Below are 18083 nucleotides of genomic sequence, written 5' to 3' on the forward strand. Positions count from 1 at the left end.
ACGAGAAGATTGGAGACGATGTGGCGAGACGAGGCTGGAGCCTCGCCGCCGCCGTCGCGCTGCTGGTGACGCTGGCCGCCGGGCCGGCGCCGGCGTGGGCGCAGGTTGAAGTCAGGATGTGGACCCTGCTGAGCGGGGGCGACGGCGCTCGCATGCGGGCCCTGGTCGATGACTTCAACGCCAGCCAGCGCGAGGTGCGCGTGGTGAGCACGACCCTGAAATGGGGTGAGCCGTTCTATACGAAGCTGATCACCTCCTCGGTGGTCGGCGCCGGGCCGGACCTGGCCACGATCCATTTGTCGCGCCTGGTCAACCTGGCCGGCGGCGGCGTGCTGCGGCCGATCTCGGACGCCGAGCTGGCCCGGGTCGGCCTGAAGGGCAGCGACTACCTGCCGCGCCAATGGGAGAAGGCGCGCTGGCAGGGCAAGACCTGGGCGGTGCCGCTGGACGTGCACCCGCTGGTCCTCTACTACAACAAGAAGCTCGCCGGCCAGGCCGGCCTGCTGGGCGCCGACGGTAGCCTCAAGCCCATCGAGGGCGTCGACGCACTCAGCGATGCCTTCCGCGTCGCCACCGAGCGCACGGGCCGCCACGGCCTGACCATGGAGAGCAGCCAGAGCTCGTTCGCGATCTGGCGCCTGTGGCTGGCGATGCTGGCCCAGCAGAACATCGCCATCGTCCGCAACGGCCAGTACAGCTACGGCCCGGCCGGCGAAGCCACGCTGGCCCGCATCAGCGACTGGTTCCGCAAGGGCTATGCCCAGGCCGGCCTCGACTACCCGGCTTCCACCAGCCAGTTCATGGGCGGCAGCGCCACCTTCATGCTGAATGGCGTGTGGGAAGTGCCGGAACTGGTGCGCGCCACCAGGGCCGGCACGCTGGGCTTCGACTACGGCATCGTCCCGCTGCCGAAGATGTACGCGAACGCCAGCACCTGGGCCGATTCCCACGCCTTCGCCATTCCCGCGAACGCCGGCAATCCGGCCTCAACGGCCAAAGTGAACGCCGTGCTGCGCTTCGTCGCCTACGTCGGCAAGCATTCCCTCGGCTGGGCCGAGGGCGGCCACATCCCGGCCTACCGCTCGGTGGCGGAGTCGCCGGAGGCGCTGGCGCTGCAGCCGAACGCCCAGTATGCGGAGGCGGCGCATAAGGTGGTCTACGATCCGGATGGCTGGTATATGGGCGCGGCGGGTCCGCTGGAAGCGATCGCCTCCAAATTCCTGCCGGCCGCGCTGTACGGCTACATGACGCCGGCCCAGGCCATCAAGCGCTTCGAACAGGAAGGCGCGCGCCTGATCCGCAAGCAGCCGCCACGCTACTGAGGAGATCGATGAAACCGAACGACTTCGTCCTGGCAAGCGCGCGCCGAGAGGGCCTGCCGGCGACCCTGCTGCTGGCGCCTTTCGTGATCGCCTTCCTGCTGTTTTTCCTGATCCCGGCCGGCATCACCTTCTGGATGAGCCTTACCGAGAGCAGYCTGACCCGTACCAATGCCTTCATCGGCCTGGATAACTACCACACCCTGCTGAACGACCCCTCGTTCTGGGATTCGGTGCTGAACACCTTCTATTTCGCCCTGCTGACCGTGATCCCGCTGACGGTGCTGGGGCTGGTGATGGCGCTGCTGGTCAACCGTTTCGTCAAGACCCAGGCCTGGCTGCAGGGCGTGTTCTTCCTGCCCTTCGTGCTGCCGATCTCGGTGATGACCCTGATTGCGGACTGGATGCTGCAGCCCTCGTCCGGCGTGATCAACCACATCCTCGGCGGCCAGCGTCCCTGGCTGGCGGATCCCTACTGGGCGCTGCCGGCGGTGGCGATCGGCACGGTCTGGTGGACGGTCGGCTTCAACATGCTGCTGTTCCTGGCCGGCCTGCGCAATATCCCGGCCGATCTCTACGAGGCGGCGGCGCTGGACGGGGCGCGCGGCTTCAAGCTGTTCCGCTCGATCACCTGGCCGGCGCTGCGCCCGGTGGCGACCACCGCCCTGATCCTGCAGATCATCGCCTCGCTGAAGGTGTTCGGCCAGACCTATATCCTGACCTCCGGCGGGCCCTTCAACACGACCCGGGTCACCTTGCACTACATGTACGAAACCGCGTTTACCCAGAGCGACGCCGGCTATGCGGCGGCCATCGCGATGGCGTTCGTGACCATCGTGATCCTGCTGTCGATACTGCAGGCCGGCGTCGTGCGCTTGCTGGCGAGGAGGGAAGCATGAGGGAGAGCATCACGCGCCGTTCCAACCTTGGCTGGACCATCGTCGGCGTACTGGCCGCCGTGCTGCTGGCCGCGCTGTGGGCGGCACCCCTGCTGTGGGCGCTGTCGACGGCCCTGCGGCCCGAGCTGGAGACCGTCTCCGCCGACTTCCACTGGCTGCCGCAGACCTGGACCCTGGACGCCTTCGCCAGGACCCTCGGCGCCGGCAACGTGGTGCGCTGGCTGTTCAACAGCTTCCTGGTGGCGCTGCTGGTAACCGTCGTCACGATGGCGATCAGCCTGATGGCGGCCTATGCTTTCTCGCAGCTGCGCTTCCGCGGGCGCACCGTGCTGTTCGGCGTCGCCATGCTGGCGTTCCTGCTGCCRTTCGAGGCGCTGCTGGTGCCGCTGTTCCGCACCATGAACCAGCTCGGCCTGATCAATACCTATGCCGGCATCGTGCTGCCGCAGGTGGTGTCGCCGGTGGTGATCTATGTGTTCAAGCAGTTCTTCGACGAGATCCCGGCCGACTTCCGTGAAGCCGCGACGATGGACGGCGCCGGCCCGCTGCGCGTATTGTGGAGCGTCTACCTGCCGATCTCGGGAAATATCGTGTGGGCGATGGCGATCGTGACCTTCATCGCCGCCTGGAACAACTTCCTGTGGCCCTTCATCATCGTCACCTCGAACGACATGATGACGATCCCGCTGGGGCTGACCCAGACCTACGACGCCTTCGGGGTGCGCTACGCCCAGCTGATGGCGGCGGCGCTGCTGGGCGCGATGCCGGTGGCGCTGGCCTATATCGCTTTCCAGCGCCGGGTCACGCAGGGCTTCCTGGCGGCGAGCGGCTTGAAGGGATGATGGAACAAGAAGAGGAGCGGGTATGGCATCGGTAAGGCTGCGCGGCATCAGGAAGGACTACGGGGACAATCCCGTCATCAAGGGCATCGACCTGGACATCGGGGACGGCGAGTTCGTCGTCTTCGTCGGCCCCTCCGGCTGCGGCAAGTCGACCCTGCTGCGCATCATCGCCGGGCTCGAGGAGGTGACCGAGGGCGAACTCGAGATCGGCGGGGTGCCCAGCAACGACGTCGACCCCTCCCGGCGCGGCATCGCCATGGTATTCCAGAGCTATGCGCTGTACCCGCACATGACGGTGGCCGAGAACATGGGTTTCGCCCTGAAGCTGGCGAGGGTAGCCCGGGACGAGATCCGCGAACGGGTCGGGCACGCCGCCGAGATCCTGCAGATCGCCCACCTGCTCGACAGGAAGCCGAAAGCCCTGTCCGGCGGCCAGCGCCAGCGGGTGGCGATCGGCCGCGCCATCGTGCGCAAGCCCGAGGTCTTCCTGTTCGACGAGCCGCTGTCGAACCTGGACGCGGCCCTGCGCGCCCAGACCCGGGTCGAACTGGCGCGCCTGCACCGCGAACTGGCCACCACCATGATCTACGTGACCCACGACCAGGTGGAGGCCATGACCCTGGGGCAGAAGATCGTGGTCTTCAACGGCGGCCGCATCGAGCAGGTCGGCACGCCGTTCGAACTTTATGAACGGCCGGCCAACCTGTTCGTGGCGGGCTTCCTGGGTTCGCCGCGCATGAACTTCCTGGACGCCAGCCTGGTGGGCGAGCAGGGCGCCATCGCCACGGTCCGGCTGGCGGGCGGCGCCGAGGTCGAGGTTGCCGCCGACGCCGCCAACGCGCCGGTCGGCGCCAGGGTGACGCTGGGCGTGCGGCCCGAACACCTGCGCTTGCAGCGGGCGGAAGGCGGCGCCGGCGGGGAGGGCATCCCGGGCACGGTGGGCCTGGTCGAATACCTGGGCGACGTCATGCTGGCCTATGTGCAGGTCGAGGGCGTCGCGGAGATGGTGGCGGTGAAGTGCAACGGCGGCCAGGCGCTGCCGGCGCTCGGCAGCCGCGTCCTGCTGGCTTTCGACCCGGCCTCGGCCTATCTGTTCGGCACCAACGGCGCGGCGATGCCGGCGCGCAGCCGCGGCGTGCTGGCGGCCACGGCGGGCTAGGGGCGCGCCATGACGAAGGCGGTGCGCGGGCGGCCGACGATGACCGACATCGCCAAGCTGGCCGGCGTCTCGCAGTCGACGGTCTCGCTGGTGATCAACCACCTGAGCGGGGCCAAGGTCTCGCGCGCCACCCGCGAGACCGTGCTGAGGATCGCCCGCGAACTCGGCTACCCCCTCGAGCGCCACCAGGGCCGGCACGACAATCGCCCGGGGCAGGCGCCGAACCTGATCGTCTACCTGACCGACGAGCTGACCACCAGCCCGCATGCGATGCAGACCATGGATGGCGCCAAGGACGGCGCCTGGGACCAGGACTGCCTGGTCGCCGTTTTCGCGACGCGTGGCGACCCCGGGCGGGAGCAGGCGGTGCTGGCCCGCATGCTCGACCATCCGGCGCTGCTGGGCGTGATCTACGCCACCATCTTCACCCGCGCCGTCACGTTGCCGGCGGCGCTGGACGGCGTGCCGACCGTGCTGCTCAACTGCCACGAGCGCGAGTGCCGGCACCCGGCGGTGGTGCCGGCCGAACAGCAGGGCGGCTACAGCGCCACCATGCACCTGGTCGCCGGCGGCCACCGCCGCATCGGCTTCATCAACGGCGAAGGCTGGATCGAGGCCGCCGCCGACCGCCTGAAGGGCTATCGCCATGCGCTGCTCGATGCCGGCATTCCCTTCGACCCGGCCCTGGTTCGCGAAGGCGACTGGCAGGTGGAGAGCGGCTATGCGCATGCGCTGTCCCTGCTCGACGGCCCCGACCGTCCCAGCGCGCTGTTCTGTGCCAACGACCTGATGGCCCTGGGCGCCCTGGACGCGGCCCGCGAACGCAAGCTGGCGGTGCCGCGCGAGCTGTCCGTGGTCGGCTACGACGACCAGGACCTGGCCCGCTATACCCATCCACCGCTGAGCACAGTGTTGTTACCAAACTACGAAATGGGCCGGTGGGCGGCCGAGACCCTGATCGCGCTGGCCCGTGGCGGCAAGGTTTCCAACGCCGTTTTCCAGAGTGAGTGCCCTCTGGTGAGCCGCGATTCGGTGGCGCCGCCGGCATCCTAGCGACGGGCCCAAGCGCGCGCCGCCGCGTCCGGTTTTGCGTTAGCTTCCTGCTAAGAATTATTACTAATATTTTTGGGAGACTCGCATGACCACATTCCAGCTGCGGCCCGTGTGCGTGGCCGTCCTCGCCCTGATCGCCCACGCGGCGGCCTGCGCCCAGAGCGGTACCGGCAACCCGCCTTCGCAGCCCGACCAGGCCACGCTGCAGGACCCCGCCTCCCAGTCCCAGGACCAGGTGAGCCCGGCGGCCCCGACCCAGCCGGGCCAGATCGTGCAGGTGCAGGTGACCGGCCTGCGCAGCAGTATCCGCAGTGCCGAGGCGATCAAGCGGAATGCGGACCAGGTGGTCGACTCCATCAACGCCGAGGATATCGGCAAGTTCCCCGACCGCGCCACCGGCGACGCCCTGCAGCGCATCGCCGGCGTCCAGGTGGGCCGCGACCGCGGCGAGACCAGCAGCGTCATCATCCGCGGCCTGCCGGACGTGGTCACGACCCTCGACGGCAACCAGATCTTCACAGGCAACGGCCGCCGCCTGTCCTACCAGGACCTGCCGGTGCAGTCGATCGGCGGCCTCGACGTGTACAAGAGCGCCACCGCCAACCAGCTCGAAGGCGGCATCGCCGGCGCCGTCAACGTGCGGCTGCGCTCGCCCTTCGACGTCAAGGGCTTCAACGCCACCGCCTTCATCGAAGAACGCCGCCAGAAGGTGAACGGGTCGAGCGCGACCAGCGACAAGAACAATCCGAACGGCGGCTTCGCGGTCAGCAACCGCTGGAACACCAGCTACGGCGAGATCGGCGCGCTGTTCGACGTCCAGTTCAACCGCGAGCACTGGGGCTATCCGGTGCAATGGGTCGACCGTCCCGACCGCATCTTCTCGGTCAGCCCGGACGGCACCGCGGTGCGCCTGAACGACGACCAGCCGATCGCACCGCTGAAACCCGGCGACCGCCTCGGCGAGCTGCCCAACGTCGGCGGCATCTACAACCAGGGCAAGCGCGACCGCGGCAGCATCCACGGCGCCCTGCAGTGGAAGATCAGCCCGCAGATGGAAGCCAGCGCCCAGTACCTCGGCACCGGCTACCGCGCCCGCAGCGCGGTCGACTACATCCTCGGCATCGTCACCTGGACCCCGCGCCTGACCAATGTGGTGATGGCGCCCGAAGGCAGCTATTGCAACACCCCGAACGGCTCGATCTGCCCGATCCAGTCGGCCCATGCCGGCGCCGCCCGGTTCGGCGGCCCCTACGACTGGGATCCCTACACCGCCACCTCGACCTGGGGCGTGAAGGAGCACACGGTCACCCATTACCTGAACCTCGGCGTGCAGTACAAGGACGGCCCCTGGAAGCTGGCATCGAACTACGCCTGGTCCAAGTCGACCTTCGTGAACGATACCGTGATCGTCGACCAGCAGATCCCGGGCGCCAGCATCGACGTCTACACCTATGGCCGCGACGGCCACGGCGGCTACAACATGGTCACGACGCCCACCAGCAGCCAGGCGCTGCGCGATCCGAGCCAGTTCGTGCTGCGCGGGATGGTGCAGAACTGGGGCATCTCGACCGGCGAGCAGTCGCAGTGGCGGCTCGACAGCAGCTACCGCCTGGGCGACGGCTTCTTCAGCAGCATCGACAGCGGCATCCGCCTGTCGCAGCGGCGCGCCGGCTTCAAGGGCGCCGAAGGCCACAGCGACATCAACGGGCCCACCCGCGCCAGCCCGATCGGCGCCTTCGGTCCGTCCTTCGAGACCCTCGTTCCAGGGCTGGACCGGCTCGGCGGTCCCTGGGTCACGCCGTCGCACGACTTCCTGATCGACCAGGCCGACGCCGTGCGCGCCTTCTACGGGGCTGCCCCGGGCCGCGTGGTGGAAGACCCGACCCGCGCCTTCAGCCAGAACGAGAACAACACGACCCTCTACCTGCAGGGACGCTGGCAGACCAGGATGGGCGACATCGACGTCAGCGGTACCGTCGGTGCCCGTTATGCCCACATCACGCGCAGCCTGGTGGGCAACAGCCGCATCGGCGACGTGATCAGCCCGATCGACCAGTCCTCGCGCGAAAACAACTTCCTGCCGAGCCTGTCGGCGGTGATCGGCTGGCGCAAGGACCTGCAATCCCACTTGTCCTTCGGCAAGACCCTGACCTATCCGGACTTCGCCTCGCTGAACCCGGCGCTGTCGCTGATCCCGCCGACCGTCAACGCGCCGGGCACGGGCTCGGCCGGCAACCCGAATCTGCGGCCGACCAAGTCGAAGAACATCGACGCCACGCTGGAATATTATTTCCCGAAAAATGGATATGCCCAGATCGCGCTGTTCCACCGCGATATCGACGGCTACCTGCAGAACATGGAGTCGAACGAGACCATCGGCGGCTTGAACTACCGCGTGACGCGTCCGCAGAACTCGGGCTCCGGCAAGCTGAAGGGCGCCGAACTCGGCATCCAGAAGTTCTTCGACTTCCTGCCTGCGCCCTGGAGCAACTTCGGCGCCCAGGCAAACTACACCTGGATCTCGGGCGAGAACCAGACCCTGGTGTCTTCGACCGGCAACACGTTCGCGACCACCCCGCTGATCGGCGTGGCGAAGAAGAACTACAACTTTGCCCTGCTGTACGAGGGCAATGGCATCACCGGCCGCCTGACGTCCACCCACCGCGGCGACTACGTCGAGCAGATCGCCGAGCCGCGCTTCGGCCAGGACCGTTACGTGAAGGCTGCAACTTTCGTGGACCTGAGCTTGTCCTACGCAATCAACAAGAACGTGTCCCTGCAGTTTGACGCGATCAATATCACGAAGGAGAACTACGAGAGCTACCTGAACGATCCGATCCGTCCGCGCGACATCCGCTACAATCCGACCACCTACGGGCTGGGCCTGCGCTTCTCGCTCTAAGCTCACATCTCGCTCCAGGGTCTCATGATGCGGAAGACTTACCGGAATCCGGTCTATCCGGACATCTTCGCCGATCCCTTCGTGCTGCGGCACGAAGGGGTTTATTACGCCTACGGCACCGCCCCCGGCGGCGATGACGGCCGCCAGATCCCGGTACTGCGCTCGAACGACCTGGTGGACTGGGAAGCGCTCGGCCACGCCCTGATGCCGGCCGCGGGCATGGAGGCCGGGCAGGGCTGGCATTTCTGGGCGCCGGAAGTGGCCAGCCACGACGGCCGCTTCTACATGTACTACTCGTCCGGCAACGCGCCCGAGGGCACCGACCAGAAGCTGAGAGTGGCGGTGGCCGACCATCCGGCCGGCCCCTTCCTCGACGCCGGCAAGCTACTGGTGCCGGACCAGCCCTTCTCGATCGACGCCCATCCCTTCCGCGACCAGGACGGGAATTGGTGGCTGTACTATTGCGTCGATTTCCTGGAGATGGCGCACGACGAGCGGATCGGCACCGGCATCGTGGTCGACCGCCTGCTCGACATGTGCACCCTGGCCGGCGAGCCGCGCACGGTGGTGCGCCCGCACCACGACTGGCACGTGTTCCGCAAGGACCGCTCCATGTACGGCAAGGTTGTCGACTGGCACACGGTCGAGGGTGCGGCGGTGCTGTACCACGACGGCCACTATTACTGCTTCTACAGCGGCGGCGCCTGGGAGAAGGAGAACTACGGCGTCAGCTACGTGATCGCCAAGCACCCAGAAGGGCCGTACCGCCGGCCCGAAGGCGGCCACGAGGCACTGCTGATGCGCACCCCGGCCTCCGGCGAGCTGCTGGGGCCGGGACACAATTCCTTTACGACGTCGCCGGACGGCAGCGAGACCTGGATCGTCTACCACGCCTGGGATCCGGCGCGGACGGCGCGCCGGATGTGCATCGACCGCATCGACTGGGTCGATGGGAAGCCGGTGAGCGGCGGGCCGAGCTGGACGGAGCAGGCGGCACCGCGCTGACCCTGCCACTTGCCGCGAAGGTGTAGATCGGAGGCCGGAGTTCGCGCTGCCTTCAGCGTCCGTCAAGGAATTCCTTTACCTCAGCCTGGAACCGCACCGGCTGATCCCACATGATGAAATGGGCACTGTCCGGAATGCGCTTCAGGCTCAAGGCCGGCACCGGCGCAAACACGCCCTTGTAGACCGCATCGAACTGCTCGGCCGGAATCGGTACGCTCTTCGGCTGGACGTACAGCACGGTCACCGGCACTGAAATCTTCGGCAGTTCCGGCCCCAGGTTGGTCACCAGCAGTTCGCGGTAGGCGCGGGCGCCGACGTCGACGTCGCTGCGCATCGAGTCGTCGATCGCGCCGGCACGCATGGACTCGGTGGCGACCATGCCGTTGATGGTCTCGACGGCGCGCTTGCTGCGTTCCTCGGGCGCGGCCGTCCGGATACCGGTGGCGATGCGGTCAGCAATCGGCTCGACGCTGGCGACTGTGGCGCCGGGGCCGCCGAAGAACATGCCCAGGAAGGGCACCATGTCGACCACCATCAGGCGCGACAGGTCGGCCGGATGGCGCGCGGCCAGCATCATGCCGATCGTGCCGCCCATCGAGTGGCCGATCACGGCCGGCTGCTTCAGGCCGGCTTCCCTGATGTAGCGGTCGATGTCTTCGGCCACCGGCGCGGCGACCGGACCGTCGGCGTTGCCGGCTTTCGGCTGGCCGGCGAAGCCCGAGACTTGCACCAGGTGGTAGCGGTAGCCGGGCACGGCCTTGATCATTTCGGCCCAGACGCGCGGCGAGGAGTTCAGGCCGGGAATCAGGATCACGTCCGGTCCGGCGCCTTCGGTGCGGACCGTGATGCGGGTCGATTCGAAGGGCGCGGCCCAGGCGCCGGCGGATGCGCCGAGGAGGGCGAGGGCTGCCACCGCTGTGGCGGCCTTGAGGGTGAAACGGCGGGAAAGCATAGTGAGCTGCATCTTGTCTCCTGGTTCGTGATCGGAAGCCGCCGCATGCGCTGCGGGGCAGGTGGACAGGATGCTAACTTGGGGCGCCGGAAAAAGCTGCCTGAAAGATATGATAGTGTCCTGAACAAGGAAGCCCGCACGTGGCGGGCTTCCGGTCGGCGATCGCAATGATTACGTTTTGCGGCGCAGGGCAGCCATGCCGGCGAAGCCCAATCCCAGCAAGGCCAGCGACGCCGGCTCCGGTACATCGCCGGTCGAGGGCGAAAACGCTGCCTTGAATGCGACGTCGCCGAAGCCGCACTCGCGGCACTCCCAGGCCTGGGTCGTCAGCGCGCCGAAGTCCAAGCCGTTATTGAAATAGACGAAATCGCCACCGGCATAGCTGTTGTTCGTCGCAGGCATGTTGTAGGTACTGTATCCCTGGGTGCCGAGGTCGGAGACCGAAAGGAACATCACATATTTCTGGCCCGCCGTCAGGCTCAGGGAGCCGGTGTCGAAGGAGAATTCCATCAGCCCCTGGCCAGGGGTCACCGAGCGCGTTGGGCTCGTGTAGAGAATGCTGGTGGCCTTGCTGCCGTCCCAGCCGGCCACATAACCGCGGAAATCGAGCGACTGGTTATTGCCGTACAGGTACATCGAGAAGCTGTTCAACACATTATCGCTACCGACTGTAAAGGTCTGGCCGTATGTGGCTGTGTCGGAATAGCCAAACGGAGAAATGCTGGAGACGATCGACGTGTTGTCRATGACCGAGGCAGTCGCGTCTGCAGCAAAAGCGCCGAGGACGGCACAAAGAAGCATGGAGGCTTTCAGGTAGCTTGGTTTCATTACATTCCCTTTTTTATGGTGGACTTGCCTTTAATTCACAGCAAAAACTATGCCATAAAACAATTGCTGATAAAAATCAATTGTTTAGCGGAAAATGGAATGTATTTGTGTAAATAAATCCGACACTCATCGGGCTAGTCCCAGTCATGCCGGGTTTCGCCTTCCTGCGCCTGGCGATCGCGCGCAATCATCTCTTCCAGCTCTTCGCGCGCCCGTTTGGCCATCGACACATACTGTTCGCGGTCCTTATAGTAGGGATAGACCGCCTGCACGTTGGCGATATTGAGCTTCCGGAACTTCAGCGCGGCCTGGCGGATGCGATAGGCGTTATGGCCGAGACCGGCCGTGAGCACGGTGCGGCCCAGCTGCAGGGCCGATTCGAAGGTCTCCCTTTCGATCATGGTGACGCCGCGGTCCATCAGCTGGTACCAGTGGGTGACGTTGCGGGCGCGGGCGAAGATCTGCAGTTCCGGCCACTCGCGGCGCACGGTCTCGACCAGGTCGAGGCTGTCTTCGATGTCGTCGATCGCCACCACCAGCGCACGGGCGCGCGCGGCGCCGGCGGCGCGCAGCAGGTCGGCGCGGGTGGCGTCGCCGTAGAAGACCTTGAAGCCGAAGCGGCGCAGCACCTCGATCTGGTCGGGGTCGTGGTCCAGCACCGTCAGCTTGACCCCGTTCGCGTTCAGGAAGCGGCCGACGATCTGGCCGAAGCGGCCGAAGCCGGCAACGATCACATGGTCCTCGTTCGGTTCGATGGCGTCGGCTTCGGGCTTGGCGCCGGCGGCTTCGCGGCGGGCCGACAGCTTGTCGTAGGCCATCAGCACCAGCGGCGTGACCACCATCGACAGTGCGACCACGACCACCAGCATCGAGGCGGTATCTTCGCTGAACACGCGTGCGGTGGCGGCCGCGCCGAACACGACGAAGGCGAATTCGCCGCCCTGGGACAGCAGCAGGGCGAACTGCAGGTGCTGGCCGCGGGCCATGCCGAATACCCGCGACAGAATGTAGAGCACGGCGGTCTTGATCAGCAGGAAGCCGGCCACCAGCCCCAGGATCAGCCAGGGATGGGCGAGGAAGACGGCGAAATCGACCGACATGCCGACCGCGATGAAGAACAGGCCGAGCAGCAGGCCCTTGAAGGGTTCGAGGTCGGTCTCCAGCGCGTGGCGGTACTCGGAATCGGCCAGCAGCACGCCGGCCATGAAGGAGCCGAGCGCCATCGACATGTCGATCCACTGCATCAGCAGGGCGATCGCGATCACCAGCAGCAGGGCGAAGGCGGTGAAGATCTCGCGGGTATCGGTGCGTGCGATGACCTGCAGCAGCGGACGCACCAGGTAGCGGCCGCCGACGATGATCCCGGCCAGCACGCCGACGACCTTGAAGGTGGCCAGCCAGAAGTTGCCGCTCGAACCGGCTTCGTCGGGTATGCCGAGCAGCGGCACGATGGCGATCATCGGGATCGCGGCGATGTCCTGGAACAGCAGGATCGCGAAGCCGGCCTGGCCCGCCGGGGTCGGCATCAGGTTGCGTTCCTCCAGCGAGGCGAGGGCGATGGCGGTCGACGACAGCGACAGGCCGAGCCCGCCGATCAGGGCCAGCTTCCAGTTGACGCCGGCCAGCAGCGCGGCGCCGAACAGGGCAGCGGCAACCACGACCACCTGCGCGCCGCCCCAGCCGAAGATGGGCCGGCGCAGCGCCCACAGGCGGTCCGGTTCGAGTTCCAGGCCGATCAGGAACAGCAGCAGCACCACGCCGAACTCGGCGAAGTGCAGGGCGTCCTCGACGTTGGCAATCAGTTTCAGGCCGTAGGGGCCGATCAGGATGCCGGCGGCCAGGTAGCCGAGCACGGTGCCCATCCCCAGGCGTTTCGACAGCGGCACCGCGACCACGGCGGCGGCGAGATAGACCAGGGCATTCGTCAGCAGGCTGTGTTCCATCCGCTCACCCCGCGTAGCCGCGCAGGCGGCGTGTGAATTCGGCCACGTGGGCTTCGACCGCCGCTTCGCCGGCCTGGGCCGCGCCGTGCATCAGCAGCGGTTCGATCCAGTTCATCCCGCACAGGGCGGCGGTCTGCTCGAAGGGCGCGAGGAAATCGGCGAAAGGGCGTCCGTGCAGCCCGCCGGGCCGGTAGGCGTCAAGGCCGCTGCCGGTGGTCGCGACCAGCCAGTAGCCTTTGCCGCGCAGGACGGAGTCCGGCTTGCCGTAGGCCCAGCCCGGTACCATCACCACGTCCATCCATTCCTTGAGCAGCGAAGGCATGCCGTACCAGCGGATCGGGTGCAGGAAGACCAGAACGCTGGCGTCGCGGACCAGGGCGCGCTCGCGCTCGGCGTCGATGTCGAAATCGGGGTAGGTATTGTAGAGGTCTTCCACGATGACCCCTTGTGTGGCCCGGGCGGCATCCGCCAGGCGCCGGTTGACCGGCGAACGGTGTGGGGCAGGGTGGGCATACAGGACAAGCATGTGTTGTTCGTTCATAACTTGATTATTCCACAATGGCCCGCCCGACATGTCCTACAATTCGGCCGGGCGCGGGCCTATTCGCCGTGCCGAGGCGTGCGACTATGATGACCGGAAACCTCACCGTCAAGGAGATCGGTATGTCGATGCAAAGCGAAGGCAAGGATACGAAAGGCCGCAACTACGATCAGGTCACGAAGGACGGCACCAGCTCGGCGGGCACCATGGGCACCGGCGGGACCGGCGACATCGGCCGCATGTCGGGCGCCGTCGACACCGGCAGCGCGCAGTCGGATGCGCGCACGGACGATCTCCTCGCCACCGGCACCGACGAGGAACGCCGCCAGGGTTACCGCCCGAGCGAACCGGGCGCCGTCGAAACCGGCCTGGAAGGCGTGGGCAACAAGATCGGCGGCAACCCGGGGAACCGGCAGTCGAACAAGGACGGCCAGCGGTAAAGCTGGGCACAGGAGGCTTTCATGAGCGTGCAGAACGAACCGCAGAAACCGAAGGGCGGCGCCGACATCGGCGGCGCCGGCAACCAGCACAACGATTGGGGTCACAGCGACGTCGGCAACAAGCAGTCGGATTCGCGGCTGGACGATGTGGTCGGATCGGATACCGGGGTTCCGTCCGAGGAGGCTGGCGAGTTGCAGACCGGCCTGGGTGGGATCGGTAGTCTGAGTACGGGGAATGCCGGTAGCCGGCAGTCGGAGGAGGAGATGCGGCCGGGTGGGCAAGGTAGCCGCAAATAGCCAAGGTCGTACTCGCGAAACAAAAACCGTCGTTCCCGCTGTCACGGGAACGACGGCAGCTCAAATATGCAGCGCGTGCCCCAAAGCCCGCAGCGCCGCTTCCTGCACCGCCTCACCCAAAGTCGGATGCGCATGGATGGTGCCGCCGATGTCTTCCAGCTGCGCCCCCAGCTCGATCGACTGCACGAAGGCCGTGCTGAGCTCGGATACCGCGCTGCCGACGGCCTGCCAGCCGACGATCAGGTGGTTGTCCTTGCGCGCGACCACGCGCACGAAGCCCTCCGTGCCTTCGATGGTCATGGCGCGGCCATTGGCGGCGTAGGGGAAGCTTGCGCTGATGCAGTCCAGTCCCTGCTTGGCCGCATCCTGCGGGGTCAGGCCGACCACCACCACTTCCGGATCGGTGAAGCACACGGCGGGAATCGCCGCCGGCATGAAATGGCGGCGCTTGCCGGCGATGATCTCGGCCACCATTTCGCCCTGCGCCATCGCGCGGTGGGCCAGCATCGGTTCGCCGGTCAGGTCGCCGATGGCCCAGACGTTGCGCATCGAGGTGCGGCACTGGTTGTCGATGCGGACCGCGCGGCCGTTCATGTCGAGCATCAGGCTTTCCAGGCCGAAGCCGGAGGTGCGCGGGCGGCGGCCGACGGCCACCAGCACGCGGTCGGCGTCGATCGCCACTTCTTCGCCGCCGCCGTTCTTCATGCGCACCGACTTGCCGTCCTCGCTGAGGCCCAGTACGCTCGATTCCAGGTGCAGGTCGACGCCGAGTGCCTTCAAACGCGCCGCCACCGGCCGCGCCAGTTCGTCGTCGTAGGCCGGCAGCACACGGCCGGCCGCTTCGACCACGGTCACGCGCGCGCCCAGCTTGCGGTAGGCGGTGCCCAGTTCCAGGCCGATATAGCCGGCGCCGACGACGACCAGGTGGCCGGGCAGGGTCTCTGGCGACAGCGCCTCGGTGGCGGACACCACGTTGCCGCCGAAGGGCAGGAAGGGCAGCTCGACCGCTTCCGAACCGGTCGCCAGCAGCAGGTGCTCGCAGCGGATGCGGGTGGTCTGTCCGCCGGCATCGTTGGCGGCGCCGGTGCCGCCGCCTTCGGCACCCGTCACTTCGACCGTCTTGCCGTCCAGGATCCGGGCCCAGCCGCGCACCACCTGCACGCCGTTCTTCCTGAGCAGGGCGCCGACGCCACCGGTCAGGCGCTTGACGATGCCTTCCTTCCAGGCCACCGTGCGGGTGATGTCGATGCTGGGCGCGGCCGTGCGGATGCCCAGCGCGCTTTCAGCGCCGCCTTCGCCGGCGTAATGCGTCGCCTTATGAAATTCCTCGGCCGCATGGATCAGGGCCTTGGACGGGATGCAGCCCACGTTCAGGCAGGTGCCGCCCAGCTGGCCGCCCTCGACCAGCACGGTCTTGATGCCCAGCTGCCCGGCGCGGATGGCGGCCACGTAGCCGCCGGGGCCGCCGCCGATGATGAGTAAAGTCGTCGTTTCCATCGTCATCTTGTTGATGTCCTCTGTCCCTTATTCCACGAACAGCGTTGCCGGCGCTTCCAGGTAAGCGCGCACGGCCTGGATGAACTCGGCCGCCACCATGCCGTCGATGACCCGGTGGTCGAAGGACGACGACAGGTTCATCAGCTTGCGCGCCACCAGGCCGCCGTTCTTCACGACCGGACGGTCGAGGATGCGGTTGACGCCGACGATCGCCACTTCCGGATGGTTGATCACCGGCGTGCTGACGATGCCGCCCAGTGGACCCAGGCTGGTGATGGTGATGGTCGAGCCGGACAGCTCGTCGCGCGCCGCCTTGCCGGTGCGCGCGGCTTCCGCCAGGCGCAGGATCTCGCGGGCGCTGTTCCACGGGTCGCGGGCTTCGGCGTTGCGGATCACCGGCACCATCAGGCCGGCGTCGGTCTGGGTGGCCATGCCGAGGTGGACCGGCTGGTAGCGGGTGACGATGCCGGCCTGGTCGTCGAAGCGGGCGTTGACCTCGGGGAACTTGCGGATTGCCAGCACCACGGAGCGCATCAGCAGCGGCAGCAGGGTCAGCTTGCCGCGTTCCTCGCCGTAGCGCGCGTTCAGCTGGGTGCGCAGGGCTTCGAGTTCGGTGACGTCGACTTCCTCGACATAGGTGAAGTGCGGGATCTGGCGCTTGGACAGCTGCATCTTCTCGGCGATCTTGCGGCGCAGGCCGATCAGCGGCACCGCCTCCTCGCCATGCAGCTCGGCGTAGCGGCTGTCGGCGCTGCCGTGCACGGCATGGCCCTGCTTCCGGCCGGCGACGAAGTTGTCGAGGTCGGCATGCGTGATGCGGCCGGCCGGACCGCTGCCGCCCACGTACTGCAGCTCGATGCCCATGTCCCAGGCGCGCTTGCGCACGGCGGGCGCGGCCAGGGGTTTTTCGTTCGCATCACGGAAAGTCGCGCGCGAGGCGGCGCCATTGCCGGCGCGGTCGCCGGAGCCCGCGGATTTCGCCGCCGGGGCAGGGACCGGCACGCTCGCCGCGCCGGCCACGATGCGCTGCGGCTCCGGCACGAAGCCGTGCGGCAGATCGGCCGGCTCGTCCGCAACCTGGGCGGCGGCCGGAGCAGCGGCAGCCGCCGGCTTCGCAGCCTCACCCTTGAAATTGCCGGCCCCCTCGATTTCGAGGCGCACCAGTTCGGCGCCCACGGCCAGCGATTCGCCGACCTTGCCGCCCAGCGCCATGACGGTGCCATGCACCGGCGACGGGATCTCGACCGTGGCCTTGTCGGTCATGACGTCGGCCAGGATCTGGTCTTCCGTGACCGTATCGCCGGGCTGGACGCGCCAGGCCACCACTTCGCATTCCGCAATACCTTCGCCCACGTCGGGCATTTTGATGACGTGAATACCCACCTTTATGCCTCCATCGCTCGTTTGAATGCCGCGCCGACGCGGTCCGGTCCGGGGAAGTACGCCCATTCCTGCGCATGCGGGTAAGGCGTATCCCAGCCGGTCACGCGCTCGATCGGCGCTTCCAGGTGGTAGAAGCAGTGCTCCTGCACCAGGGCGGCGAGTTCGGCGCCGAAGCCGCTGGTCCTGGTGGCCTCGTGGACCACGACGCAGCGGCCGGTCTTCCTGACCGATTCGACGATGGTGTCGAGGTCCAGCGGCCACAGGGTGCGCAGGTCGATGATCTCGGCATCGATGCCGGTCTCGTTGGCGGCGGCCTCCGAGACCCAGACCATGGTGCCGTAGGTCAGCACGGTGAGGTCGGCGCCGGGACGGAAGATCGCCGCCTTGTCCAGCGGGACCTTGTAGTAGCCTTCGGGGACCTTGCCCAGCGGGTGTTTTGCCCAGGAAGTGACCGGACGGTCGTGGTGGCCGTCGAAGGGGCCGTTGTACAGGCGCTTGGGTTCCAGGAAGATCACCGGGTCGTCGTTCTCGATCGAGGCGATCAGCAGGCCTTTCGCATCGTAGGGGTTGGACGGCATCACGGTGCGCAGGCCGCAGACGTGGGTGAAGAAGGCTTCCGGGCTCTGGCTGTGGGTCTGGCCGCCATAGATGCCGCCGCCGCAGGGCATGCGGATGGTCAGCGGCGAGGTGAAGTCGCCGGCCGAGCGGTAGCGCAGGCGCGCCGCTTCCGAGACGATCTGGTCGGTCGCCGGATAGAAGTAGTCGGCGAACTGGATCTCGACCACCGGACGCAGGCCGTAGGCGGCCATGCCGACCGCGGTGCCGACGATGCCGCCTTCGGAGATCGGGGCGTCGAAGGCGCGGTGCTTGCCGTACTTGGCCTGCAGGCCGTCGGTGACGCGGAACACGCCGCCGAAATAGCCGACGTCCTGGCCGTAGACGACCACGTTCTCGTCGCGTTCCATCATCACGTCCATGGCCGAACGCAGGGCCTGGATCATCGTCATCGGGGTTACTACTACA

General features: G+C 67.1%; 16 protein-coding genes. 9 read left to right on the plus strand and 7 right to left on the minus strand.

Going from position 1 to position 18083, the window contains the following annotated elements; genetic code table 11:
• The first annotated feature begins 20 nt into the window (after window positions 1-20).
• From AC1DIX_RS02355 to AC1DIX_RS02385, 7 genes are all read left to right on the plus strand, one after another.
• Entirely contained in the window at window positions 21-1322 is a 1302-nt protein-coding gene (locus tag AC1DIX_RS02355) for an extracellular solute-binding protein (protein WP_477251238.1), read from the plus strand.
• An 8-nt stretch (window positions 1323-1330) separates the two neighbouring features.
• Window positions 1331-2218, plus strand: a complete 888-nt coding sequence (locus AC1DIX_RS02360; protein WP_477321711.1) for a carbohydrate ABC transporter permease — start codon at window positions 1331-1333, stop codon at window positions 2216-2218.
• Complete coding sequence (locus AC1DIX_RS02365) at window positions 2215-3060, plus strand: carbohydrate ABC transporter permease (RefSeq protein WP_477251240.1); 846 nt, start codon at window positions 2215-2217, stop codon at window positions 3058-3060. The genes AC1DIX_RS02360 and AC1DIX_RS02365 overlap by 4 nt, the downstream gene beginning before the upstream one ends.
• 22 nt (window positions 3061-3082) lie before the next feature.
• Window positions 3083-4219: an ABC transporter ATP-binding protein gene (locus AC1DIX_RS02370; RefSeq protein ID WP_477321713.1), complete on the plus strand. Its 1137-nt coding sequence runs from the start codon at window positions 3083-3085 to the stop codon at window positions 4217-4219.
• 9 nt (window positions 4220-4228) lie between these two features.
• On the plus strand, window positions 4229-5272 hold the full coding sequence (locus AC1DIX_RS02375; RefSeq protein WP_477321715.1) for a LacI family DNA-binding transcriptional regulator: 1044 nt from the start codon (window positions 4229-4231) through the stop codon (window positions 5270-5272).
• 85 nt (window positions 5273-5357) lie between these two features.
• Window positions 5358-8174 (plus strand): TonB-dependent receptor, encoded by a 2817-nt coding sequence (locus AC1DIX_RS02380; RefSeq protein ID WP_477321717.1) that lies wholly within the window; start codon window positions 5358-5360, stop codon window positions 8172-8174.
• 24 nt (window positions 8175-8198) lie between these two features.
• Window positions 8199-9179 carry a glycoside hydrolase family 43 protein gene (locus tag AC1DIX_RS02385; RefSeq protein WP_477321719.1) on the plus strand — a complete coding sequence of 327 codons (981 nt, stop codon included), beginning with the start codon at window positions 8199-8201 and terminating at the stop codon, window positions 9177-9179.
• A 52-nt stretch (window positions 9180-9231) separates the two neighbouring features.
• Here the strand turns inward: AC1DIX_RS02385 and AC1DIX_RS02390 are convergent, their stop codons facing one another.
• The 4 genes from AC1DIX_RS02390 to kefF form a co-directional block, all read right to left on the minus strand.
• A complete protein-coding gene (locus AC1DIX_RS02390) occupies window positions 9232-10143 on the minus strand; it encodes an alpha/beta fold hydrolase (RefSeq protein WP_477321721.1) in 912 nt (303 codons plus the stop codon).
• 159 nt (window positions 10144-10302) lie between these two features.
• Window positions 10303-10959, minus strand: a complete 657-nt coding sequence (locus AC1DIX_RS02395) for a PEP-CTERM sorting domain-containing protein (protein ID WP_477321723.1) — start codon at window positions 10957-10959, stop codon at window positions 10303-10305.
• Between the two features lie 134 nt (window positions 10960-11093).
• Window positions 11094-12902 carry a glutathione-regulated potassium-efflux system protein KefC gene (gene kefC, locus AC1DIX_RS02400; RefSeq protein ID WP_477321726.1) on the minus strand — a complete coding sequence of 603 codons (1809 nt, stop codon included), beginning with the start codon at window positions 12900-12902 and terminating at the stop codon, window positions 11094-11096.
• A gap of 4 nt (window positions 12903-12906) precedes the next feature.
• Entirely contained in the window at window positions 12907-13428 is a 522-nt protein-coding gene (gene kefF / locus AC1DIX_RS02405) for a glutathione-regulated potassium-efflux system oxidoreductase KefF (RefSeq protein ID WP_477321728.1), read from the minus strand.
• 101 nt (window positions 13429-13529) lie between these two features.
• Here kefF and AC1DIX_RS02410 point away from each other — a divergent pair, with 101 nt between their 5' ends.
• Both AC1DIX_RS02410 and AC1DIX_RS02415 read left to right on the plus strand, forming a co-directional pair.
• Window positions 13530-13883: a hypothetical protein gene (locus AC1DIX_RS02410; protein ID WP_477321730.1), complete on the plus strand. Its 354-nt coding sequence runs from the start codon at window positions 13530-13532 to the stop codon at window positions 13881-13883.
• A gap of 21 nt (window positions 13884-13904) precedes the next feature.
• Window positions 13905-14180 carry a hypothetical protein gene (locus AC1DIX_RS02415; RefSeq protein WP_442121494.1) on the plus strand — a complete coding sequence of 92 codons (276 nt, stop codon included), beginning with the start codon at window positions 13905-13907 and terminating at the stop codon, window positions 14178-14180.
• A gap of 60 nt (window positions 14181-14240) precedes the next feature.
• Here the strand turns inward: AC1DIX_RS02415 and lpdA are convergent, their stop codons facing one another.
• Genes lpdA through AC1DIX_RS02430 form a run of 3 tightly spaced genes read right to left on the minus strand, consistent with a single transcriptional unit; the run spans window position 14241 to window position 18067 of the window.
• Window positions 14241-15683 carry a dihydrolipoyl dehydrogenase gene (gene lpdA, locus AC1DIX_RS02420; protein WP_477321732.1) on the minus strand — a complete coding sequence of 481 codons (1443 nt, stop codon included), beginning with the start codon at window positions 15681-15683 and terminating at the stop codon, window positions 14241-14243.
• Between the two features lie 21 nt (window positions 15684-15704).
• A complete protein-coding gene (locus AC1DIX_RS02425; protein ID WP_477321734.1) occupies window positions 15705-17060 on the minus strand; it encodes a dihydrolipoamide acetyltransferase family protein in 1356 nt (451 codons plus the stop codon).
• Between the two features lie 2 nt (window positions 17061-17062).
• Window positions 17063-18067, minus strand: coding sequence for an alpha-ketoacid dehydrogenase subunit beta (locus tag AC1DIX_RS02430; protein WP_442121491.1), 1005 nt, complete (start codon window positions 18065-18067; stop codon window positions 17063-17065).
• Window positions 18068-18083 lie beyond the last annotated feature (16 nt).

It is taken from the genome of Massilia sp. 05N420 (assembly GCF_056397205.1).